Here is a 23,305-nt window from a genome sequence, read left to right on the forward strand (position 1 = left end):
GAAATTGATATTAATAACTATTATATGGTGAATATGGCGAATATGAATGTGCAAAAGCCTGTTGTTCAGCCACAAATGCCGGTAATACCTAAACAGCCAAAAAAGGTGCTTCCTAGTTATGAAGTAGAAGAAATTGTTGAATCCATGGAAGTTGAGTGTGTGCAGGAGGAAATTCCCGAAGAGGAGTGTAAGCCTATTACACCTATAATGCCAGGTACTGGTTTTTGTTATCCACCACCACCTAATCCTTGGGTCTATGCACAAATGCCTGGTATGGTAGCGGGCGCGCATAGCATGCCGAGTCCAAACGGGTATGGCTATCCACAGCAGCCGGTTTACGGTATGGGCCATCAAATGCCACAGGTTGGATCTCATCATCATCACCATATGGACGAATCATCATCTGATGACGTGTATCATCACCATCATTACTATGGAAACGAGAATATACATGGAGTCATGCACCAACAGCCTTATCAGCAAAATCAGGGTGGCTATCAGGTTCCGTATGCAAAACATGATTCCTCTGATGAGTCACATGGTGGAGTGATGGGATCTTCATACAATCCATATACACAGCCACAATACGCACCAGCTAGTCAACCGTTAGCAAATAAAGAATCAGATTGTGGGTGTGGTCCGAAGCTTGTGGCGCAACCATATAATCCGAATCAGCCGGGCTATGCAATGGACTCTGGGCATCATCAAGCTATGAATCCACAAGTACATCCCAATATGTCCGGCTACGACCATATAGAATCGGATGTGGAATCCGATTCTCAAGGTCCCCATATTCCGGTAGCACAACCAGGATACGGTGGTCAAGGGGGACATAGCGGAACACCAGGCTATGCAATGAGCCCTGGACATCAACAACACGCCACATATCCACAAGTAAACCCTAATATGTCCGGCTACCACCATATAGAATCGGGTGTAGAATCCGATTATCAAGATAGCCACATTCCGGTAGCACAACCAGGATATGGAGGCCAACCAGTTGGCGGTATGCCAGGGTACGGAGGTCAACCAGTTGGCGGCATGCCAGGGTACGGAGGTCAACCAGTTGGCGGCATGCCAGGGTACGGAGGTCAACCAGTTGGCGGCATGCCAGGATATGGAGGTCAACCAGTTGGAGGTATGCCAGGATATGGAGGTCAACCAGTTGGAGGTAATCCAGGATACGGAGGCCAACCAGTTGGCGGCATGCCAGGATACGGAGGCCAACCAGTTGGCGGCATGCCAGGATATGGGGGTCAACCAGTTGGCGGCATGCCAGGATACGGAGGCCAACCAGTTGGCGGCATGCCAGGGTACGGAGGTCAACCAGTTGGCGGCATGCCAGGATATGGAGGTCAACCAGTTGGAGGTCAACCAGTTGGAGGTATGCCAGGATATGGAGGTCAACCAGTTGGAGGTATGCCAAGTTTCAGTGGCCAACCCGGACCAAGTGGCCAATTAGGATTTGGTGGTTATCCGGGATATGGAGGCCAACCAGATATTATGCCAGGACGTGTAAATGCACCACAAACATTTGGACGACCGACATTCGCTGACGAAAGTGATGGATATTAAAGCAAAGGGAGACAGTGTATTTTACACTTGTCTCCTCTCTCATTTGCAGAACCATATGATTCATCCATTGAAGATTGAACATTTGCGAAGCTCTGTTTACCTCATTCATTGTAACAACCGATTATTTATCATAAAAGGGTTTGATTCGATTCAAACATTGAACAATCAAAAAGAATTGACTCAACAATTAAAAAAGAATGGGTTTATCCATACGTATTCATTTTTGGAAGATCTAGCCGTATTGGAATATGACGGTCAAGTATTCGGAGCAATCGAGTATATTCAGCCATCATCGGACCGTTTTCATTTTGGTAGTGAAAAAAATCGCCTTGAAGGATTAAGTGTACTTCATACATTTCATACTAGTACCGGTTCAAACTTAACGAATAAACTCAATTCTTTTAATCAAATTGCTAAATGGGAAGAACGATTGGGGATATTTTGTAACTATCAGCCGATTATCCGTGAGTTTGTTGCTGAACCAATATTATCTAGTTGGATAAATTGGGCCAAGTGGGCATTGACAGGCATGAAACAGCATGAAATAGAGCTGATGGCTGAGAAGACAGTCATCATTCATGGCGATTGTGCCCACCATAATTTTTTAAGAAAGCAGGACGGAGAACTTGCCCTTCTTGATTTTGACCTAATTGCTTACGCGTCGCCGTCAATCGATTATTTGCAGTATTGCAGTCGAATCTTACCTTTTTTAGTGGACCCGGCAAAAGAGCTATGGTCCTATCCAGAAATAGAAACATACAAAGAGAATAAAGCGTTTTTATATGCACTTACGTATCCAACTGATATATTTCGTGAATGGAATCGTCTGTGCAAAAATCATGTTTCCCATCATTCAGCACAGCTGCATAGAATATGGAAGGTGACGATCGAACAATTTGCGAAACGGATGAAATTCAATGAAGAGATTGCCAGTCTAATCGAATCGCTTTGACAAGTTTCCTCTCGTCTGGGCGCAACTGACAGTGTAAAAACCTCAACTGAAATGGAAACTAATGTAGAGCATACGCTCATTCCATTTTAGAGGATGTTCAAAAAGTCCGGTAAAAAAAGCTGTCGAATTTCTTTGTCTCTCCGGTTCTCACGTATTACTGTGTGAGGACCGGAGAGACAATCGCTCCTTGAACTTCTCGGCTCTTTTTATCCTCCCTTTTTGAACACGCATTATTAGGAGGTTAACAAGTTGGTGCAGAAAAAAATACTCGTTCTCCCATGTGTCGTTTTGCTTGCCGGACTCATTGGTTGCACGGCTAATAATCAGGCTGGGGATCAGAATCAAGAGGATGTTCTAAATACGGGCGGCTATGATTCGAATGAAAAGGATAATTTAGTCCGGCAAATCACGTATCAAGCACCAATTGGACAGGTGGTACACGATTATAGCGAAGCCAATCAAATTCAAGAAAATCTAACGAGAAATGGCGAAAACCCCACCATACCGAGATCGGATTATGGCAATGGGCTCCTATTTCAAGAGCGCAATTTCAGCCAGAAAGATCGTAATTACCACGGTCACATCACCCCACTAAGGACGAAATCGTCGTATTACAATGCGTATGAAGGAAGGCTTGTCGACGCCATCATGAAAAAAGCAAACAAAGTCGATCATGTGAAAGAATCATGCGCGATTGTCAGAGATCAAGAGCTCATTGTTACATTATTGCTTGACGATTATTCGAGGGATGCGGCAATTGCTGCTAAAGAAGAAGTAGAAAGTAGGGTCCAACCGATGGCTGGCAATCGTACCTTGTACGTCCTAACTGATCAAGGAGTTTATTATCGCACAACAGTGCTTGATAATAAACTTCGTGGTGGTGGACCAAAAGAACAGGTCATCTTGAACGTGGAAAATATGATGGAAACTTTAGGGGTACATGAGAACCATTTGAAATAATTTCAGAAGGGTCTGATCTCACACTCTATATACCGTTTATTATGTCTTATACACGTCATATACACGATATATAGTAGCTGTGGGGCCTAACCTTTTTTTATGGAACCGTTTTTTTATGAGTAAAATCCCTTTTACTGGCCAAACTATGGACTAAAAGATTCCATAGTTTGGCTAAAAGAGGTGATAGTAGTGAAATTGAAATTTGTCTTTCTTTCTATTCTTTTAACAGGAATCGCTTGGATCGGATCTGTTTCATCGGCAACTGAGCAAACATCCGTGATTACGCAAGCCTTGGAAAGAAAGGTCGTATTGCAGCGGGTGTATTTGGACGGTGAGATGAGTGAAGAGACGCGTACAGAGTCTATTTTAGCAATGGAGGATTTCTGGGCGGAATATGCAGGCTGGCAGCTCGTTGACCAAAATAATGAAGAAATCATCTTGAAGAAAAACGAGTCTGATATATCGCCGTTACTAAAGTCAAATGGTTTTTTTGGAATAAGTGAAGATGGAACATTTTCTATTTTCAACGGCAAGCCTGAGGAACAAAAAATCATTCAATCCTTTTTTCATATTGATATAGAGCGGTTAGAAGTGAAAATACAAGAAGAGCTCGTCCAAGGCATTCCCATTTTGAATAAGAATCAGTACGAAAAGGTGCTTGAAGTGTACAAGTCATATTCTCTTCCAAGTGGCGAAAAGTGAAAGTTTCTATTTATTCAATAAAGTAGGCATGTTTCGTTTAAGGAAAGGGAACGAACATGTCTGTTTGTGTTGTTTTTTTTAAAAATACATATTGCGATCTTGATAGCGATCATTTCTCTGCCTTGTCCGTGTTTTTATGGTAAAATAGGAGATAAAGCAAATTCAGGGAGCGAAGAGATTTGTATGATTATATAAAAGGTACGATTGATTATATTGGACCGGAATACATAGTAGTGGAAAATGGAGAGATTGGCTATCAAATTATGACGCCCAATCCTTTTGTCTTTTCATCAAGGGAAAAAGAAAAGGTGCAGATTTTCCTCTACCACCACGTCCGCGAAGATATCGCCGCGTTTTACGGTTTTGAAACGCGTGAGCAAAAAGCATTGTTCACAAAATTGTTGAATGTAACGGGAATTGGACCAAAGGGGGCGCTTGCGATTTTGGCTTCTGGCCAAGTCGAACAAGTGGTACAGGCAATCGAGAATGAAGATGAAGCCTTCCTTGTGAAATTTCCGGGTGTCGGCAAGAAAACAGCACGCCAGATCGTTCTTGATTTGAAAGGGAAGCTTGAAAACATTATTCCTGATGCTTTTCCGAATCTTTTCAATGATGGCCATGCTAAAGCTGTAAGAGCAGCTGGTTTCAGTGAAGCGTTAGAAGAGGCGACACTTGCATTGAAAGCACTCGGGTATTCCGAGAAAGAAGTGCAGCGGGTAGCGAAGAAGCTTCTGGATGAGGAAATGACGACAGAACAATATATTAAAAAAGCATTGCAAATGATGTTAAGATAAGGGGGGGCGAACATGGAGGAGAGACTGCTCAACCAGGAAGCTGAATTGAACGAACAATCCTTTGAACAAAGCCTCAGACCTCAATATTTAAAACAATATATTGGCCAAGAAAAAGTAAAGGCGAATTTAAGTGTTTATATAGAAGCGGCGAAAATGCGTGAAGAAACTTTGGATCATGTTCTTTTATATGGACCACCTGGACTTGGGAAAACAACCCTTGCTGTGATCATTGCCAATGAAATGGGTGTGAATGTCCGGACAACATCAGGTCCGGCGATTGAAAGGCCTGGTGATTTGGCGGCGATTCTGAGTGCGCTTGAGCCAGGTGATGTCTTGTTTATCGATGAAATCCACCGTTTGCCTCGTACTGTTGAAGAAGTGTTGTATCCAGCAATGGAAGATTTCTGTTTAGATATCGTCATTGGAAAAGGGCCGACTGCTCGTTCTGTAAGAATTGACTTGCCTCCCTTTACGCTTGTCGGAGCAACGACTCGGGCAGGCTCCTTGTCTGCACCATTGCGAGATCGTTTTGGTGTATTAAGTAGGCTTGAATATTACACGGAACCACAGCTTGCGGATATTATCGTGCGGACTGCTGTGATTATGGAAACAGAAATGGATCAACAAGCGGCAGGGGAGTTAGCACGACGCTCTCGTGGTACACCGCGGATTGCCAACCGATTGCTTAGACGAGTCCGGGATTTTGCCCAGGTTCGTGGAGATGGTACAATTACACGTGAAATGGCCGATTATGCACTTGAATTAATGCAAGTCGACCGTTTAGGTTTGGATCATATTGACCATAAATTACTTAAAGCCATTATTGAAAAATTTCGCGGTGGCCCCGTTGGTTTAGAAACGATTGCAGCGACAATCGGTGAAGAATCCCATACGATTGAGGATGTTTACGAGCCGTATCTCCTGCAAATCGGGTTTATCCAACGAACGCCAAGAGGTCGGATTGTGACAGAGCTTGTCTACAGGCATTTTCAGATTGAGCCATTAGTTGAGTAGATCCAGCCGATTTATATTTAGGCGTCTAGAGAATGATTTAATGATTTAGGAAGTGAAAAAGTTGAAAGTAGATTTATTTGATTTTCATTTACCAGAAGAATTGATTGCACAAGTTCCGCTTTTAGACCGTGAATCAAGCCGATTAATGGTGCTGAATAAAGAGACTGGTGAGATCGAGCATGAAACATTTAAGCAAATCACGAACTATCTGAACCCAGGAGACTGCCTCGTATTGAACGATACGAAAGTTCTTCCAGCAAGATTATTTGGTAGTAAAGATGGTACAGGTGCGAAGATAGAAGTACTTCTGTTAAAACAGCAAGATAATGATTCATGGGAAACGCTTGTTAAGCCAGCAAAACGGATTAAAGAAGGGTCTGTCATTGTATTCGGAGATGGCAAGCTTAAAGCCGTTTGCACAGGTGTGCTTGAGCATGGCGGAAGAATCCTTGATTTTAGCTATGAAGGGATTTTTTACGAAGTGTTGGATGAGCTTGGTACGATGCCATTGCCGCCTTATATTAAAGAACAACTGGATGATCAGGACCGCTATCAAACCGTCTTTGCCAGGGAGCGGGGATCAGCAGCAGCTCCTACAGCTGGCCTGCATTTTACCGAGCAGCTTTTGGAAAAAATCAAAGAGATGGGCGTTCATGTTGCGTTTATCACATTGCATGTCGGGTTAGGTACATTCCGTCCAGTGAGTGTCGACGATATCGACAACCATGATATGCATTCGGAATTTTATCAAATGACGGCTGATACAGCACAGATTTTGAATCAAGTTCGTTCAGATGGTGGAAGGATTATTACAGTCGGCACTACGTCAACTAGAACACTGGAAACGATCGCATCGCGTCATGATGGTGTTTTTCAAGAAGAAAGTGGTTGGACGAGTATCTTCATTCACCCGGGTTATGAGTTTAAGGGGATTGATGGCATGATTACCAATTTCCATTTGCCAAAATCAACACTGATCATGTTAGTCAGTGCGCTGTCGAGTAGAGAACATGTGTTACACGCCTACGAAACAGCCGTTTTAGAAAAATACCGCTTTTTCAGTTTCGGCGATGCGATGTTGATTATCTAAAGTGAAACGACCATCAGTCGAGGGATTACAGACTGTTAAACCGGGATAAAGTGAACCTTCAATCAGTGGGGGAGCATCCCCACTGATTGTTAGTTGAACCAATCGGGCTTTTACGGGCAGTTGTCTCCCACCTACGCTTCTTCGATTCCTCTAAGCCTTGAGGTGGGGGTCTTACTGCCCGTTAATGCGGGATAAAAATTTTTAAAAATAAAGGAGTTCTTGCTTTTGACTGCAATACGTTACGAACATATTAAAACTTGTAAACAAAGTGGTGCGAGACTAGGAATTGTTCATACACCACACGGTTCTTATGAAACGCCAGCATTTATGCCAGTAGGAACGATGGCAACTGTAAAAACGATGTCACCAGAAGATTTAAAACAAATGGGTGCCAATATTATTTTAAGTAATACGTACCATCTATGGCTACGTCCGGGTCATGAAATTATTAAGGAAGCGGGCGGCCTGCATAAATTCATGAACTGGGACCGTGCTATTTTAACCGACTCTGGCGGATTCCAAGTATTCAGTTTAAGCGACTTCCGAAAAATTGAAGAAGAAGGCGTTCATTTCCGAAATCATTTGAATGGGGACAAGCTTTTCTTAAGTCCAGAAAAAGCGATGGAAATTCAAAATGCGCTCGGCTCTGATATTATGATGGCGTTTGATGAATGCCCACCATTCCCGGCAACTGAAGAGTATATGAGAAAATCGGTTGAACGTACGTCGCGTTGGGCTGAACGTTGCTTAAACGCTCACGAGCGTCCACAAGATCAAGGGTTATTCGGAATCGTCCAAGGTGGCGAATACGAACACTTGCGTAAACAAAGTGCAAAGGATCTTGTTTCACTAGACTTCCCTGGCTATGCAATCGGTGGTTTATCTGTTGGTGAACCGAAAGATATTATGAACCGTGTGCTCGAATTTACGACACCGCTATTGCCAAGTGACAAGCCTCGTTACTTAATGGGTGTTGGTTCACCGGATTCATTAATTGACGGTGCGATTCGCGGGGTTGATATGTTTGACTGTGTCCTGCCAACGAGGATTGCTCGTAATGGAACTTTAATGACAAGTAATGGTCGGTTAGTTGTGAAAAATGCGAAGTATGCGCGTGATTTCGGACCAATCGATGAAAACTGTGATTGCCATGTTTGTAAAAATTACAGCCGTGCCTATATTCGTCATTTAATTAAATGTGAAGAAACGTTTGGAATTCGATTAACTACTTACCATAACCTTCATTTTCTGTTAAACTTAATGGAGCAAGTCAGACAAGCGATCCGCGAAGATCGATTGTTAGACTTTAGAGAAGAATTTTTTGAGCAATACGGTTTTAATAAGCCAAATGCTAGGAATTTCTAACTCAACAAAATAGATATTATTCAGAAAGGAGAGATAGTATGCAAGGTCTAGGTGGAATATTACCATTAGTATTAATGTTTGTTCTGTTTTACTTCTTATTGATTCGTCCAAACCAAAAGCGACAAAAAGCGGTTAATTTGATGCAATCAAGCTTAAAAAGAGGGGACAAAGTCGTAACAATCGGCGGCCTCCATGGGACAATTGATAGTATTGAAGATGCAACAGCTGTCATTAAAGCGACAGATGGAAGTAAACTGAAATTCGAACGTTCTGCAATCCGTGAAGTAAAGGAAAGCGCTCCGGAAAAAGAACTCGTATAATCAGAATGAAAAAACGGTTTCCAATGTGGAACCGTTTTTCTTTTGGTTATTATGTTTTACGTTTGTGAGGAGCTCATGTTCACCCCAAGAACGCCGCCCATCATCGCGGTCACAACGAAGCAGCCTTGATGAATCCATTGCTTCAGGGAGAATAGTGAGTCATGACCAAGATATTGGAACATTAGAATAATCAATACATAAAGCATCCCTGTTCCACTACCTAACAGCAACCCTTGTTTTTTCCCTTTGCCACCTGAAACAAAGCCACCAATAAACAATGTGATAAAAGAAAGTGCCATAATAATATAAGTGAGTGAACTTTCCGTAACACTCGTAAACCGCAGAATCATTGCAAAAATGAAGCTGAAAAGAATGACTAATATAAAAATGACGCCCACTCCATGCAAAATTGCAGTCCCCATTTTTCTTGTTTCGATTGTACTCCTCCCCCTTCAAAATGACTCAAGTCTTAAATAGGCCTGGATGTCTTTGTACAAGCATATTCGATAGACCTTAGTTTTAGACCAGAAGAAGGAAATGAAAATTGTAACAACCATTAGAGAGAGGCTGTTCAAAAAGTCCGGTAAAAATAGCTATCGAATTTCTTCGTCGGTCTGTCTCTCCGATCCTTAAGACCATCGCTCGCAGAACTGCTCGGCTCTTTTTATCCATCTTTTTAAACACGCACTATTATACTCAATGGTCATAAATAATTTTAAGACCTTAGGGCTATCCTAAAAGAGATTGTAATGATTGGGGGCCTAGTTCATGAACGTTTATTTAACGGTAAGTTTACGCACAATTATCATTTATTTGCTCATTCTTTTGATTTTCAGATTAATGGGGAAGCGAGAAGTAGGGGAATTGAGTGTGTTGGATTTAGTTATTTTTATTATGATTGGCGAAATGGCGGTCTTGGCAATTGAGAATTTTGATAAACCGATTATGTATACCGTTTTGCCCATGCTGATCCTATTGATTATCCAAATTATTTTAGCCATTGTATCATTAAAAAGTCCAAAGGCAAGAAAAATCATCGACGGCTCACCGACACTCATTGTGAATAAAGGGAAAATAGATGAAGCAGCCATGAAAAGTCAACGCTATAATTTCGATGATTTGCTTATGCAGCTGAGAGCTCAAAATATTCTAAGTGTTAGTGATGTTGAATATGCAATATTAGAAACGTCAGGTGAGCTATCTGTGATCGAAAAAAAACAAGTGAAAAAGTCGGATAAAACAGGTCCTTTTCCGCTCATTCTTGATGGTGAATTACTAACATCTAATTTAAAATACATTAACAAATCTCCCGAATGGTTGATGAAGCAGATTGAGCAAAAGGGCTATACGGATATTAATCTCATCTCGTTTTGCAGCTATGTTGACGGTCAATTGTTTATTGATGAAAAATAAAGCCTCGCGCATTTTTTTCAGCGCCAGGCAAATTTTGCAAGCATTTGGCCAATAACTGGAATCCGCTGGAGTTCGGCTTTCTTTACTTCTCCAAGGAGCAGGAGAAGAATGCCGAACGTGATTCCCATATTAATGCATGAAATCAATAGTCGTGGTAACAAAGGTTGAGAAGCGAACAAGGTAAAATAAGAATAATGTCCACAGAATCCTGAGAGCAGTGTAATCAATACGGTAGATGCATATAAACGAAGATGAATCGTAACCGGAATAATTTTTAAAAGAGTCGTGAAATGTAGGAACGTGACTAATACAGTGCCCACAGCAATTCCAATTGCGGCACCCATGATGCCGAAGCTCTCTTTAGAAGCGAGAAACCAAATGGCTGCAATTTTGATAATTGAACCAATTAAGCTGTTTACCATCGCAGCTTTTGCCAAATTCAGTGCCTGAAGCATCGACTGCAGTGGCGTTTGAAAATAAAATAAAATGAAAAACGGCGCTAAAAATTTAATGAAAACAGCCGCATTATCAGATCCGTACATAATTTGTAAAATTGGTTCTGCGAGGACAAATAAAACGACTACAGCTAGGGCACCTGTTATCAAAGTAATTCGGATCGATTGTTGAAGTCTTCGCTCAATTAATTTGGTATCACCAACCGATTGGGCTTCGCTAATCGATGGAATGAGTGATGTTGCTAAAGACGCGGTCACAAAAGATGGCAGCATTAATAAAGGCAGGGCATATCCTGTTAGTTCCCCATATTGCTTTGTAGCCACTGATGCGGTTAATCCGGAAATGGCTAGGCTTTGAGCAACGACAATTGGCTCAAGAAACCATGCAACATTGCCGATGAAGCGGCCTCCTGTATTGGGTAAGGCAATTCCCATCAATTCCTTAAATGTACTTTTTCCAGATGAAAAAACGGAAAAGAAATTTTTGCGCATTTTAAAATGTTTCTTTATTTTAAACATGGTAAGTAAATAAACGAGAGAAACGAGTTCACCGATAATCGAAGCAAACATCGCGCCAGCTGCTGCGTATTCAATCCCATATGGCAGAAACGCTTTCGTCAAAACAGCAATGAAGGTAATTCGGGCAATTTGTTCAATCACTTGCGAAAATGCGAACGGCTTCATATTTTGCTTGCCTTGGAAATAGCCGCGAATCACCGATGAAATGGCGATAATCGGCACAATGGGTGCAATCGCCATTAGCGGCCATACCGTGCGCTCATCTGTGAAAAGCTGCTGACTTAGCCAAGGAGCAAGCAAAATCATAGCTGGTGTAAAAATCAGCGACAAAGTGAGCGTGCAAGCAATTGAAACAACAAGGATTTTCTTTACTTTTCGTTCATCACCCTTAGCATTCGCTTCTGCCACATACTTCGAAATCGCAACAGGTAAACCAAGTTGCGTAATATTGACGACAAGGAACAGGGTCGGAAGTGCCATCATATATAGACCAACGCCCTCTTCACCGATGAAACGGGCAATGACGATTCGATTAATAAATCCAAGAATCCTCGTAATCAAGCTCGCACCAAGCAAAATGAGGGTTCCTTTTAAAAATTTCGACATGCGATTCATCCCTGCCTTCTCAAAAAAGCTAATATCATATACAATTATCTATATGAAAATGTGGACAAAGCATGACTTAGTCTTCTAAAAAAAGCCTAGGAAATTAGAAAAGGCGAAGGAAAAATGAACCCAGTGGAGGTGTCTTTAATGGAAAAACAACATCCTTATCAGCGCTATTTTATAAAAGTGAAGCCTGTTTTACGTAACAAAGTGGAAGAATTACGGCTGCTCGGTTTAGATGACGTGAACGAAGATGAAGTATGGGAATGTCTTGTATTGAAAAAGTGGAAGAAACCGGATGCGGACATACGTATTTATGAAATCGTCCAAGACATTTTGACTCTCTCCAATAGTCAATTCATGACGTATAAAACGATAGAAGCTTATACAGCGCCCAATTTGTTTGAGGATTTATCAAGTGAAGAGTTGAAACAATTGCTCAAAGATTAATGTTTTGTAAAAGGGATAAACTTAAATTGACAGTAGTTTGTAATTGTCTCATAATAATGGTGTTGCAATTATTTAGAAATTTTAATGGGAAAATATGGCTATAAGCCTGTTTTCTGATTAGGTATGTTATACGCTTTTCATCAAACTCAGAACAGGATGAAACTTGTTCGATAGAACCCGTTTCTTTTGTAAGGATGCCGATCATACCGAACACTGAAACTTTTGGGTAAGGCGTGTAAAAGAAAGGGGTCCACAAATCAATGGTAAAAAGAAGTAGAATCGTTGCGTTTTTTCTCATCTTACTATTCATTATCGCGACGATGGGCACAACTTCAAAAGGAATCTTAAGTAATATTAAGCTCGGTCTTGACCTGCAAGGCGGTTTCGAGGTTCTGTATGAAGTAATACCAGGTGAAAATCAAAAAGTTACTCCAGATGTACTAAGTAGTACCGTAGAGTCTTTAAACCGACGAGTGAACGTCCTCGGTGTTAGTGAGCCAGTTATTTCGATTGAGGGGAATAATAGGATTCGCGTGCAAATACCTGGTGTTGAAGACCAAAGTAAAGCTCGAGAAATTCTATCGACTCAAGCGAAGCTCTCTTTCCGCGATTACAATGATACATTGATGCTAACTGGTTCCGATTTAAAAGAAGGCGGTGCAAAGCCAACTTTTGATGAAAATAATACACCAGCTGTATCTGTCACGTTAAAAGATAAAAATAAATTCAAAGAAGTGACGCAAAAAATTTCAGCCATGCCTCAAGGTACGAATCTTTTAGCAATCTGGCTTGATTTTGAAGAAGGAAAAGATTCCATCAAAGGAAATCAGGAGAATATGATTTCTGCACCTGCTGTTTCCCAAGTATTTAGTACAGATACTGTTCAAATTACCGGGAACTTCACAGTGAAAGAATCAAAAGAACTAGCTGATCTATTAAATGCAGGTTCCCTGCCAGTTGAATTGAAAGAAGTGTATTCAACTTCAGTTGGCGCACAATTCGGTGAACAGGCATTAACTGAAACCATTTTTGCTGGAATCATCGGCATTCTGCTTATTTTCGTATTCATGTTAGGCTACTACCGCTTCCCGGGTTTCATTGCGGTTGTGACCTTAGCTGTTTATATTTTCTTAACATTACTAGTGTTCGATTGGATGAACGCGGTATTGACATTGCCAGGTATTGCTGCCTTGATTCTCGGGGTAGGAATGGCAGTGGATGCGAATATTATCACATATGAACGAATTAAGGATGAAATCAAACTGGGCCGCTCGGTGAAAGCAGCAGTGGCTGAAGGGACGAAAAACTCACTTAGTACGATTTTCGATGCGAACTTAACGACGCTAATTGCTGCAGGCGTATTGTTCTTTTATGGGACAAGCTCAGTTAAAGGATTCGCAACAACGCTGATCATCAGTATATTAATGAGCTTTATCACAGCGGTTTATGGAACACGTTTCTTCATGAACATGTGGGTGAACAGCAATATCTTTAACAAGCGCCCAGGCTGGTTTGGTGTGAACAAGAAACATATTCATGATCTTGCTGAAAAAATGGATCTGTATCACTTGCCAACTCGCTTTGAAAAACTCGATTTTGTTAAAACAAGAAAAATATTTTACGGGCTTTCAATTGGTGTGACCATCATCGGTATCATCTTCCTGTTTGTTTTCGGCTTGAATCTTGGCATTGATTTCAGCAGTGGTACGCGTATTGAAGTGACTTCACCTCAATCGTTAACAAAAGAAGAAATCAAAGGCGAATTTGATTCTCTCAAACTGAAGACAGAAGACATTGTCCTTGCTGGTGCAAATAATCAAACAGGTGTTGTCCGACTAAAAGGGGTTCTCGATAAACAAGAAATTGCTGACTTAAAGAGCCATTTCGTAAAGAAATATAAAGCTGAGCCGAATGTTAGCACTGTTTCCCCGACAGTCGGTAAAGAACTTGCGAAAAACGCCTTGAAAGCTGTCTTGATTGCATCGCTTGGTATCATCTTGTATGTTTCTGTTCGTTTTGAATGGAGAATGGGTGTACCAACGGTTATCGCGCTCCTACATGATGCCTTTTTCATCATAACGATATTCAGCTTACTGCAAATAGAAGTCGATCTAACCTTTATCGCAGCCGTACTGACGATCATCGGTTACTCGATCAATGATACGATCGTGACCTTTGACCGGATCCGGGAAAATCTGCGTCATAAGAAGAAAATTAAGACAGTGGAAGAACTTGAAGAAATTACGAACATCAGTATCCGCCAAACATTAACACGCTCCATCAACACCGTATTAACCGTGCTTGTTGCTGTTGTCGCATTGTTAATCTTCGGCAGCGATGCTATCCAAAACTTCGCACTTGCACTCCTTATCGGAATGCTTTGCGGCGTCTATTCTTCACTTTTCATCGCTTCTCAGTTCTGGCTTGACCTGAAAGCAAAAGAATTGAAGAAAAAAGGAACACTCAACACAGAAAAAGCTAAAAAAGAAAATCTAGAAGGACAAGTATAAAATGAAGGACCAGCGATTATGCTGGTCCTTTATTTTGTTTTCGTCGTGAATCGATCGAATAGGGCTGCGGCACGCAAATCGTAAAGCACGCTCGAAATGTTTCCATTCTGGCACGAAAGCCTTCCGAACTGGCACGTAAAGAGACGAGCCCGGCACGCAAATTCGATTTGCGGCACGTAATGGGTGAAAAGGAAAAGAGTGTGTGATGTCACCCATAATAATTGCCCGCCGCACATCATGAAGCTTGGGGTCTTTTATAAAAGTTGTAATAAAAGGGAGTGGTTTGAATGAAGTATCCGTCCTCAACTGGCTGCGGCACGCAAATCGTAAAGCGCGCTCGAAACATGTCCATTCCGGCATGAAAGCCTTCTGAACTGGCACGTAAAGAGACGAACCAGGCACGCAAATTCGATTTGCGGCACGTGATGGATGAAAAGGAAAAGAGTGTGTGATGTCACCCATAATAATTGCTCGCCGCACATCATGGAGCTTGGGGTTTTTTATAAAAGTTGTAATAAAAGGGGGTGGTTTGAATGAAGTACCCGTCCTCAACTGGCTGCGGCACGCAAATCGTAAAGCGCGCTCGAAATGTTTCCAATCCGGCACGAAAGCCTTCCGAACTGGCACGTAAAGAGACGAGCCAGGCACGCAAATTCGATTTGCGGCACGTAATGGATGAAAAGGAAAAGAGTGTGTGATGTCACCCATAATAATTGCCCGCCGCACATCATGAAGCTTGGGGTTTTTTATAAAAGTTGTAATAAAAGGGGGTGGTTGGAATGAAGTACCCGTCCTCAACTGGCTGCGGCACGCAAATCGTAAATCGCGCTCGAAACATGTCCATTCCGGCATGAAAGCCTTCTGAACTGGCACGTAAAGAAGCGAATCCGGCACGCAAAATCAAATAGCGGCCCGTAAAGGTTCAATACGATACTTAACTAGGCTATTTTTCACCTTCTTTTGTAAAGATTAGATAGGTTTTTGCTAAAATGAGTAGGATTTCCTTTGGTTTTGTCGAATGATTTTAGATACTAACATATAAGGAGTGATTTTTTGTTTATAAAAGAATGTGGACCTTCGCTGACCTTAAGAAAAATGCAAGCTTTATTGCGAAGATTACCTTTTGAAGATCCTAATAGGCCAATTATTGAGAATGATTATGGCAAGTATTTGGCGGGGTTTCGAGGAGAGCAGTCGCTCGTTTATTATTTAACCTTTTTGAATAATAAAGATTATCTGATTTTTCATGATTTAAGACTGCCGATTCTTCATCATTTTTTTCAGCTCGATTATTTAATTCTTACCGCCAATTTTGCTTTAATTCTTGAAGTGAAGAACTATTCAGGCACTGTTTATTTTGATCCCCAGTTTGATCAATTAATCCGAACGACCCAACAGGACGTCGAGGAAACCTTCCCGGATCCTGTTTCGCAGGTGGAACAACACCGCTCTAATCTTCTGAAATATCTTCATGACCAAAAACTCGGTCCAATTCCAATTGAAACACTTGTTATTTTTTCCAATCCTTATACTCAACTTAAAACTACCCAGGGCAATCACAAAATCACAAAAAAGGTGATCCATAAAGAAAAATTTCTGCAAAGTTTTCAAGTATTTGAGAAAAAATATTCAAAAGAAGTTCTGACACATAAATCAATGAAGAAAGTGTCAAAAATAATTATGAGATCACATACACCACTTGACCAAGACCTATTAATGAAATATCAAGTTCAAAAAGAAATACTTATGAGCGGTGTTCATTGTCCGATCTGTTTTACACTGCCAATGGAAAAGTTAATGGGTAAGTGGAGATGTAATAATTGTACTTATCAATCAAATGACGCCTACATCGAATCAATCCAAGATTATGCACTACTTGTTGATACTAAAGTTACGAATAAGGAGTTCCGCAACTTTCTCGAAATACCATCAGCATCGATTTCTGCAAAACTCCTTAACTCGATGAACCTCCCTAAAGAGGGCAAATCAAGAGCTGTTACATATCAACTCAAACATGATGAATAAGTATCATTACGGAACACTAGACAGGTATTTTTCATTATTTCACGTCTAAATATATCTTCGGCACGCAAATCGCAAATTTCACACGAAACGTCCCTATTCTGGCACGTAAAAGGACGAATTCCGCACGCAAATTTAATTTGTGGCACGTAATAGATGAAAAGGAAGAAAAATCTACGCATCGACGCCGGATGGAAGCGAAATAAGTTTGAAACCCCTCGCCCTCTTTTGTATACTTATAAGATTGAGGGGTGAATGTATTGTTAAAGCCAAGAACTCGTTGGAACTTACAATCTGCCGATGAGCAGATTACGGATGTGCTAGCAAAGGAACTTCATATAACACCTCTAGTTGCATCGCTATTGGTTAATCGAGGCTTCCAAACAGTTGAAGAAGCCCGGTCTTTTCTGTTTATAAAAAAACAAGCCTTCCACGATCCGTTTTTATTAAAAGATATGGATCTTGCTGTTGAACGAATAAAAGCTGCTATAAATAATGGTGAAAAAATTCGCATCTTTGGAGATTACGATGCGGATGGCGTTAGTTCAACGACCGTGATGATGGATACGTTGAATAAGCTTGGTGCGAATGCTGATTTTTACATTCCGAATCGTTTCACTGAAGGATATGGCCCGAATGAAACGGCTTTCCGATTAGCTGCACAAGAAGGCGTAAAGCTATTGATTACCGTAGATACGGGGATTTCAGCGATTAACGAAGCGAAGATTGCGAAAGAACTAGGCATCGATTATATTGTCACTGATCACCATGAACCAGGGGTGGAATTGCCGGAAGCGCTAGCAATTCTCCATCCTAAAATTGCCGGGAACCCATATCCATTTAAAGATTTGGCTGGTGTTGGCGTTGCGTTCAAGCTTGCGCATGCGCTACTAGGAGAATTGCCAGAGGACTTGCTTGAAATTGCAGCGATTGGCACGATTGCTGATCTTGTCCCACTTTATGGGGAAAATCGCTTGCTTGCAGCGAAGGGAATTGAACAGCTTCGCCAGACAAGACGACCAGGCCTCCTTGCACTTATGAAAAAAGCAGGCATTCAGCAGGACGCATTGAATGAAGAATCGATTGGGTTTGGCATGGCACCACGGATTAATGCTGCTGGTCGACTTGGAGCCGCTGATCCTGCCGTGGATTTACTCATGGCTGAAGATATGGAAACAGCAGCTGACCTTGCTTCAGAAATTGATGCGATGAATAAAGAACGTCAGGCAATTGTTGCTGAAATTGCCGAAGAAGCGATTCGTGAGGTGGAGGAAAACTATCCACCAGCTGATAACAGTGTCCTGATTATTGGCAAAGAAGGCTGGAATTCAGGGATTGTCGGCATTGTTGCTTCTAAACTTGTGGAGAAATTTTACCGGCCGACTATCGTATTAAGCTATGACAGTGAAACAGGACTTGCGAAAGGTTCGGCCAGAAGTATTGAAGGTTTTGATTTGTTTAAAAATCTAACACAATGCAGTGATATTCTGCCTCATTTTGGTGGCCATCCAATGGCTGCAGGGATGACGTTGAAGCTCGATGATGTACCCGATTTAAGAAGCAGGTTGAACAAGCTTGCGACTGAACAACTGACAGAAGCAGATTTCACACCGATCACCAAGCTTGATGCTAAAACAGATCTTACTGAGGTTAGTATTCAAACGATTGAAGAAATGAGCTTGCTTGCTCCGTTCGGGATGAGCAATCCGAAACCTCGTGTTTTAATAGAAGGCGTCGGTGTGACGGGCATTCGCAAAATAGGATCAAACCAAAATCACCTTAAACTGCAACTTGATAATGGAACGGTCAAACTAGATGGGATCGGGTTTGGAATCGGCGATTATGCTGATCATATTTCACCAAATGCGGAAGTTTCGGTAATTGGGGAACTAGGGATTAATGAATGGAATAATATGAAGAAACCGCAAATCTTTCTTCAAGATATTTCCGTTGCAAATTGGCAGCTTTTCGATTATCGCGGACTGAATCAGGTAGAAAAATGGTTCGAAGATGTGCCGAAGCAAAATCGTAAAGTCATTATTTTCTCAGAAACGACGCTTAGTCGTTACCCATCTTTACGACAGGAACAAGGTTTTTTGCATATTCATAATGAAGAAGAGGCAGCACAAATTGATGTAAACGAATGTTCATTAATTTTAATGGATATGCCGCCATCTAAGGGCATTTTGGAAAAATTACTAGCAAACCAAGAACCAGCCCGTATTTATGTTCATCTGTATCATCAGCAAGAGAATTTTCTCAGCACAATGCCGACGCGCGATCATTTTAAATGGTTTTACGGCTTTTTAGCAAAAAAAGGTCCGCTGGATTTGAAACGTTATGGCGATGATTTAGCGAAACATCGTGGCTGGTCACGAGATACGATTGATTTTATCTCACAGGTGTTTTTTGAATTAGATTTTGTTACAATAGAGAACGGGTTAATTATGCTCACTAACAATGCGAATAAACGCGACTTGAGCGAATCAGAATCATATGCACGTAAGAAAGAGCAATTTGAGCTTGAACGAGAGCTTGTTTATTCTTCCTATCAGCAGTTATTCGATTGGTTCAATCATGTAGTTCATAAGGCGACAGGCCTTGAGGAGGAAACAAAGCAATGGATTTAAAGCAGTTTATCACGATTGTACCTGACTGGCCGAAACCGGGGATCTCATTTAAAGATATCTCAAGTCTGATGGAAAACGGCGAAGCGTATCGATACGCAACAGATCAAATCGTTGAATATGCACAAGATAAACAAATCGACATCGTTGTAGGACCGGAAGCAAGAGGTTTCATTATTGGTTGCCCGGTTGCCTACTCACTTGGCGTCGGTTTTGCACCTGTTCGTAAAGAAGGGAAACTTCCGCGCGAAACAATTAAAGTCGAATACGGCTTAGAGTATGGCAAAGACGTATTAACGATGCATAAAGATGTCATCAAACCAGGGCAACGTGTACTGATTACAGACGATCTGCTTGCAACGGGTGGAACCATTGAAGCAACGATCAAGCTTGTTGAAGAGCTTGGTGGTATTGTTGCAGGGATTGCGTTCTTAATTGATTTAACATACTTAGAAGGTAGAAGTAAATTAGAAGGTTACGACGTTCTAACTTTAATGACCTACTAAAAATTTGAGAATATTCCACAGGGTCATACCTCACTGTCTATACATTGTTTATTGTGTAGATGTGAAGGTAGGCCCTTTTTATTATTAATTATTGGTAAAGAAACGGTGAATTTTGTCGTTATTGATTAAAAATAACTCGAATTATGCAGAAAATGCGGTCTTAGCTCTTTACATATGGCTTCTTTTTCTTGATAATAGATACAATACTATTTTTCTGGTTTTTGGACAAGAGGCAAAGGGTCAGACCTTTGGACATCCTCGAATAGCGGAACAACGATTCTTTCAACTGTAATAATTGTCACTTTTTGCTGAATACCTGTATATCCATTTTGTCTTGTAGCAAGATGAAGCATCAGCGTCAGCACTAAATGTGGCTATTTTTTATTAACCTTATTCGGAAAACCTTTTGATAGGCGAATCTGCTGGGTAAAGTGGGGTAAAGGTGATACGATGGCAAATGATCAAATTTTAACAGCTGAGCAGGTTGTTGAACGGACAAAGAACTATCTTCAACAGGATGAGACAGACTTTATTTATCGTGCCTATAAATTTGCGGAGCACGCTCACAGAGAGCAGTTTCGTAAATCGGGCGAGCCGTATATTATTCATCCCATTCAAGTTGCAGGCATTTTAACGGACCTTGAGATGGATCCATCGACAATTGCAGGCGGATTTTTGCACGATGTCGTTGAGGATACCGAAGTGACGTTACAAGATATCGAAAAGCAATTTGGTGAAGAAGTGGCGATGCTTGTTGACGGTGTAACCAAGCTCGGTAAAATTAAATATAAATCACAAGAAGAGCAGCAAGCCGAGAATCACAGAAAGATGTTTGTGGCAATGGCCCAGGATATTCGTGTAATCCTAATTAAATTGGCCGACCGTCTTCATAACATGAGAACGTTAAAGCATCTTCCACAAGAAAAACAACGTCGGATTTCCAATGAAACATTGGAAATTTTTGCACCACTTGCGCATCGTCTTGGCATCAGTACGATTAAATGGGAACTTGAGGATACCGCTCTTCGTTATCTGAATCCTCAGCAATATTACCGAATCGTGAATTTAATGAAGAAAAAGCGTGCCGAGCGTGAAGAGTATTTGGACGAAGTTATCATGGAAGTACGCAAAGAAGTAGATGATGTGAACATCAAGGCAGATATTTCTGGACGACCGAAACATATTTACAGCATTTACCGGAAGATGGCCATGCAAAACAAGCAATTCAGCGAAATCTATGATTTGCTTGCGGTACGAATTGTCGTGAATAGCATTAAGGATTGTTATGCCGTCCTTGGTATTATCCATACATGCTGGAAACCGATGCCAGGCCGTTTCAAGGATTATATTGCGATGCCGAAGCAGAATATGTATCAATCGTTGCATACGACGGTGATCGGTCCAAAAGGTGACCCGCTTGAAGTACAAATTCGTACGACTGAAATGCATCGAATTGCAGAATACGGAATTGCCGCACACTGGGCTTATAAAGAAGGCAAAGAAATTGATGAGCAATCTTCATTAGAAGAGAAACTCACCTTTTTTAGAGAAATTCTTGAATTCCAGGATGATGCAACGAATGCTGAAGAGTTTATCGAGTCACTGAAGATTGATTTGTTCTCAGATATGGTGTTTATTTTTACACCAAAAGGCGATGTAATTGAGTTGCCGTCTGGATCGAATCCAATTGATTTTGCTTATCGCATTCACTCCGAAATCGGCAACAAGACGATTGGGTCTAAGGTGAACGGCAAGATGGTGCCGCTTGATTACAAGCTAAAAACAGGCGACATTATTGAAATCCTAACATCTAAGCATTCCTATGGACCTAGCCCGGATTGGCTGAAACTCACGCAAACATCTCAGGCAAAAAATAAAATTCGACAATTTTTCAAAAAGCAACGTCGTGAGGAAAATATCGAAAAGGGCCGCGAGATGGTAGAGAAAGAAATTAAAGCACTTGATTTTGAGTTAAAAGAAATCCTAACTCAAGAAAACATCAAACGCGTTGCTGGAAAATTTAATTTCTCAAATGAAGAAGATATGTATGCAGCTGTTGGCTATAACGGGATTACAGCTGCGCAGATTACCACTCGTCTTACCGAGAAATTACGGAAACAGAAAGAATTAGAACAAGGACCGACACTTACAGAAGCGGTTACAGAGCTTAAATCGCTTCATAAATCGAAAAAGCGGGAATCTGGTGTCCGCGTTACTGGCATTGATAATCTATTAATACGTTTATCAAAATGCTGTAATCCGGTTCCGGGAGATGAAATTGTCGGTTTCATTACGAAAGGCCGCGGTGTTTCTGTTCATAGAACCGACTGTTCAAATCTAAATACGTGCGAAGTAGAAGACCGTTTAATCCCAGTCGAATGGGAAGGGAATCTGAACGATCACAAAGGATACAATGTTGATATTGAAATCAGCGGCTTTGACCGTCGCGGTTTATTGAACGAGGTGCTACAAGTGGTCAATGAAACGAAAACGGACTTTACGTCTGTATCCGGCAAATCAGACCGCAACAAAGTAGCGACGATTAACATGTCCATTGCTATTCAAAATATTAGTCATCTGCAAAAGGTAGTCGATCGAGTTAAACAAATTCCGGATATTTATTCAGTCAGAAGAATCATGAACTAAGGAGTTATCACCATGCGTGTTGTTGTGCAGCGTTCTAAAGCAGCAAGAGTACTTGTGAATAACGAAACAATTGGCTCAATCGACCACGGTCTCGTTTTATTGGTCGGTGTTACACATGGCGACACAGCGGAAGACGCCGCTTACCTCGCTGAGAAAATTGCCAACTTGCGTATTTTTGAAGATGAAAACGAGAAAATGAATCATTCCCTACTCGACGTAGGCGGTTCAGTTCTCTCGATTTCACAATTCACCCTGTACGGCGATTGTAAGAAAGGCCGCCGCCCAAACTTCATGGACGCCGCTCGTCCAGAAGAAGCGAACGCCATTTACGAACTTTTCAACGAAGAATTCCGCAAAAAAGACATCCATCTCGAAACAGGCCAGTTCGGAGCGAATATGCAAGTTGAACTCACCAATGATGGCCCTGTCACGCTTATTGTTGAGAGTAAATAGGAAAGTAGACCACAGCTAGCTGGTTTGCTTTCTTTTTTTTGTGGGAAGATGGACGAATTATTATCGGGAACTTCGTCCAAAAAGCGCGGACAAGACCTCCTTTATGTTGATCTGGAAATCGAAATAACGAGTCAGAGCCTAATTTAGTGATCCGATGAGAAATTACGTTAATATTCATGAACCACCCTTGCAAAATCATCCGATTCAAGCATTGCACGCCGGAATGAGGAAGAATCGCGCCAGAACCGATCCTTTTCGCGCGAGAATCGGGATTTACGAGCCGGAGTTTAATATCGCTCCAGTACACCCCAAAAAAAACGTACCAG

The 23,305-nt window shown here is 41.4% G+C and carries 20 protein-coding genes; 16 read left to right on the forward strand and 4 right to left on the reverse strand.

Annotated elements, in window-relative coordinates:
- The first annotated feature begins 1,630 nt into the window (after positions 1-1,630).
- The 8 genes from ACIQZI_RS03510 to yajC all read left to right on the forward strand — a co-directional run bounded on the left by ACIQZI_RS03510 (position 1,631) and on the right by yajC (position 8,772).
- The gene (locus ACIQZI_RS03510) at positions 1,631-2,527 is read left to right on the forward strand and encodes a phosphotransferase (protein ID WP_403069425.1); all 897 of its coding nucleotides are present in this window, start codon (positions 1,631-1,633) and stop codon (positions 2,525-2,527) included.
- Between the two features lie 252 nt (positions 2,528-2,779).
- A complete protein-coding gene (locus tag ACIQZI_RS03515) occupies positions 2,780-3,487 on the forward strand; it encodes a YhcN/YlaJ family sporulation lipoprotein (protein WP_403072016.1) in 708 nt (235 codons plus the stop codon).
- Positions 3,488-3,676: 189 nt separating this feature from the next.
- A complete protein-coding gene (locus tag ACIQZI_RS03520; RefSeq protein ID WP_403069428.1) occupies positions 3,677-4,189 on the forward strand; it encodes a BofC C-terminal domain-containing protein in 513 nt (170 codons plus the stop codon).
- Positions 4,190-4,368: 179 nt separating this feature from the next.
- Entirely contained in the window at positions 4,369-4,983 is a 615-nt protein-coding gene (ruvA, locus tag ACIQZI_RS03525) for a Holliday junction branch migration protein RuvA (RefSeq protein WP_062177247.1), read from the forward strand.
- A 12-nt stretch (positions 4,984-4,995) separates the two neighbouring features.
- Positions 4,996-5,997, forward strand: a complete 1,002-nt coding sequence (ruvB, locus tag ACIQZI_RS03530) for a Holliday junction branch migration DNA helicase RuvB (RefSeq protein ID WP_062177250.1) — start codon at positions 4,996-4,998, stop codon at positions 5,995-5,997.
- 61 nt (positions 5,998-6,058) lie between these two features.
- On the forward strand, positions 6,059-7,087 hold the full coding sequence (gene queA / locus ACIQZI_RS03535) for a tRNA preQ1(34) S-adenosylmethionine ribosyltransferase-isomerase QueA (protein WP_062177252.1): 1,029 nt from the start codon (positions 6,059-6,061) through the stop codon (positions 7,085-7,087).
- A 225-nt stretch (positions 7,088-7,312) separates the two neighbouring features.
- Complete coding sequence (gene tgt / locus ACIQZI_RS03540; protein ID WP_062177255.1) at positions 7,313-8,452, forward strand: tRNA guanosine(34) transglycosylase Tgt; 1,140 nt, start codon at positions 7,313-7,315, stop codon at positions 8,450-8,452.
- Between the two features lie 38 nt (positions 8,453-8,490).
- Positions 8,491-8,772: a preprotein translocase subunit YajC gene (gene yajC, locus ACIQZI_RS03545; RefSeq protein WP_403069435.1), complete on the forward strand. Its 282-nt coding sequence runs from the start codon at positions 8,491-8,493 to the stop codon at positions 8,770-8,772.
- A 56-nt stretch (positions 8,773-8,828) separates the two neighbouring features.
- Here yajC and ACIQZI_RS03550 read toward each other — a convergent pair whose 3' ends face one another.
- Entirely contained in the window at positions 8,829-9,194 is a 366-nt protein-coding gene (locus ACIQZI_RS03550) for a TIGR04086 family membrane protein (protein WP_062177259.1), read from the reverse strand.
- A 346-nt stretch (positions 9,195-9,540) separates the two neighbouring features.
- Here ACIQZI_RS03550 and ACIQZI_RS03555 point away from each other — a divergent pair, with 346 nt between their 5' ends.
- On the forward strand, positions 9,541-10,185 hold the full coding sequence (locus ACIQZI_RS03555; RefSeq protein WP_403069439.1) for a DUF421 domain-containing protein: 645 nt from the start codon (positions 9,541-9,543) through the stop codon (positions 10,183-10,185).
- A gap of 17 nt (positions 10,186-10,202) precedes the next feature.
- On the opposite strand, the gene spoVB is transcribed toward ACIQZI_RS03555, so the two are convergent.
- Complete coding sequence (gene spoVB, locus ACIQZI_RS03560) at positions 10,203-11,765, reverse strand: stage V sporulation protein B (RefSeq protein ID WP_403069442.1); 1,563 nt, start codon at positions 11,763-11,765, stop codon at positions 10,203-10,205.
- 147 nt (positions 11,766-11,912) lie between these two features.
- Here spoVB and ACIQZI_RS03565 point away from each other — a divergent pair, with 147 nt between their 5' ends.
- On the forward strand, positions 11,913-12,215 hold the full coding sequence (locus ACIQZI_RS03565) for a post-transcriptional regulator (RefSeq protein WP_403069445.1): 303 nt from the start codon (positions 11,913-11,915) through the stop codon (positions 12,213-12,215).
- Between the two features lie 260 nt (positions 12,216-12,475).
- Entirely contained in the window at positions 12,476-14,725 is a 2,250-nt protein-coding gene (gene secDF / locus ACIQZI_RS03570; RefSeq protein ID WP_403069448.1) for a protein translocase subunit SecDF, read from the forward strand.
- Here the strand turns inward: secDF and ACIQZI_RS03575 are convergent.
- Positions 14,708-15,577 carry a hypothetical protein gene (locus ACIQZI_RS03575; RefSeq protein ID WP_403069451.1) on the reverse strand — a complete coding sequence of 290 codons (870 nt, stop codon included), beginning with the start codon at positions 15,575-15,577 and terminating at the stop codon, positions 14,708-14,710. The two genes, secDF and ACIQZI_RS03575, sit on opposite strands and share 18 nt — an antisense overlap.
- 201 nt (positions 15,578-15,778) lie before the next feature.
- On the opposite strand from ACIQZI_RS03575, the gene ACIQZI_RS03580 reads away from it, so the two are divergent.
- The 3 genes from ACIQZI_RS03580 to ACIQZI_RS03590 all read left to right on the forward strand — a co-directional run bounded on the left by ACIQZI_RS03580 (position 15,779) and on the right by ACIQZI_RS03590 (position 19,880).
- On the forward strand, positions 15,779-16,750 hold the full coding sequence (locus ACIQZI_RS03580) for a nuclease-related domain-containing protein (RefSeq protein WP_403069454.1): 972 nt from the start codon (positions 15,779-15,781) through the stop codon (positions 16,748-16,750).
- 257 nt (positions 16,751-17,007) lie between these two features.
- Positions 17,008-19,377 carry a single-stranded-DNA-specific exonuclease RecJ gene (recJ, locus tag ACIQZI_RS03585; RefSeq protein WP_403069457.1) on the forward strand — a complete coding sequence of 790 codons (2,370 nt, stop codon included), beginning with the start codon at positions 17,008-17,010 and terminating at the stop codon, positions 19,375-19,377.
- Entirely contained in the window at positions 19,368-19,880 is a 513-nt protein-coding gene (locus ACIQZI_RS03590) for an adenine phosphoribosyltransferase (RefSeq protein WP_062177277.1), read from the forward strand. Before recJ ends, ACIQZI_RS03590 begins: the two co-directional genes overlap by 10 nt.
- A 206-nt stretch (positions 19,881-20,086) precedes the next feature.
- Here ACIQZI_RS03590 and ACIQZI_RS03595 read toward each other — a convergent pair whose 3' ends face one another.
- Positions 20,087-20,233 (reverse strand): hypothetical protein, encoded by a 147-nt coding sequence (locus ACIQZI_RS03595; RefSeq protein WP_403069461.1) that lies wholly within the window; start codon positions 20,231-20,233, stop codon positions 20,087-20,089.
- A gap of 97 nt (positions 20,234-20,330) precedes the next feature.
- Between ACIQZI_RS03595 and ACIQZI_RS03600 the strand changes: the two genes are divergently transcribed.
- The gene (locus tag ACIQZI_RS03600) at positions 20,331-22,526 is read left to right on the forward strand and encodes a RelA/SpoT family protein (protein WP_062177280.1); all 2,196 of its coding nucleotides are present in this window, start codon (positions 20,331-20,333) and stop codon (positions 22,524-22,526) included.
- A gap of 12 nt (positions 22,527-22,538) precedes the next feature.
- Positions 22,539-22,979, forward strand: a complete 441-nt coding sequence (gene dtd, locus ACIQZI_RS03605) for a D-aminoacyl-tRNA deacylase (protein ID WP_062177284.1) — start codon at positions 22,539-22,541, stop codon at positions 22,977-22,979.
- The last annotated feature ends 326 nt before the right edge of the window (positions 22,980-23,305 follow it).

The sequence above is a fragment of the Peribacillus sp. NPDC096379 genome, from assembly GCF_044762875.1.
GTDB lineage: Bacteria > Bacillota > Bacilli > Bacillales > DSM-1321 > Peribacillus.

Bases quoted from the DNA above. Each gene is read 5' to 3' on its own strand.
- ACIQZI_RS03510 (WP_403069425.1), top strand. From the start codon at position 1,631: ATGATTCATCCATTGAAGATTGAACATTTGCGAAGCTCTGTTTACCTC.
- ruvB (WP_062177250.1), top strand. From the start codon at position 4,996: ATGGAGGAGAGACTGCTCAACCAGGAAGCTGAATTGAACGAACAATCC.
- yajC (WP_403069435.1), top strand. From the start codon at position 8,491: ATGCAAGGTCTAGGTGGAATATTACCATTAGTATTAATGTTTGTTCTG.
- ACIQZI_RS03550 (WP_062177259.1), bottom strand. From the start codon at position 9,194: ATGGGGACTGCAATTTTGCATGGAGTGGGCGTCATTTTTATATTAGTC.
- ACIQZI_RS03555 (WP_403069439.1), top strand. From the start codon at position 9,541: ATGAACGTTTATTTAACGGTAAGTTTACGCACAATTATCATTTATTTG.
- spoVB (WP_403069442.1), bottom strand. From the start codon at position 11,765: ATGTCGAAATTTTTAAAAGGAACCCTCATTTTGCTTGGTGCGAGCTTG.
- ACIQZI_RS03565 (WP_403069445.1), top strand. From the start codon at position 11,913: ATGGAAAAACAACATCCTTATCAGCGCTATTTTATAAAAGTGAAGCCT.
- secDF (WP_403069448.1), top strand. From the start codon at position 12,476: ATGGTAAAAAGAAGTAGAATCGTTGCGTTTTTTCTCATCTTACTATTC.
- ACIQZI_RS03575 (WP_403069451.1), bottom strand. From the start codon at position 15,577: ATGCCGGAATGGACATGTTTCGAGCGCGATTTACGATTTGCGTGCCGC.
- ACIQZI_RS03590 (WP_062177277.1), top strand. From the start codon at position 19,368: ATGGATTTAAAGCAGTTTATCACGATTGTACCTGACTGGCCGAAACCG.
- ACIQZI_RS03595 (WP_403069461.1), bottom strand. From the start codon at position 20,233: ATGCTTCATCTTGCTACAAGACAAAATGGATATACAGGTATTCAGCAA.
- ACIQZI_RS03600 (WP_062177280.1), top strand. From the start codon at position 20,331: ATGGCAAATGATCAAATTTTAACAGCTGAGCAGGTTGTTGAACGGACA.
- dtd (WP_062177284.1), top strand. From the start codon at position 22,539: ATGCGTGTTGTTGTGCAGCGTTCTAAAGCAGCAAGAGTACTTGTGAAT.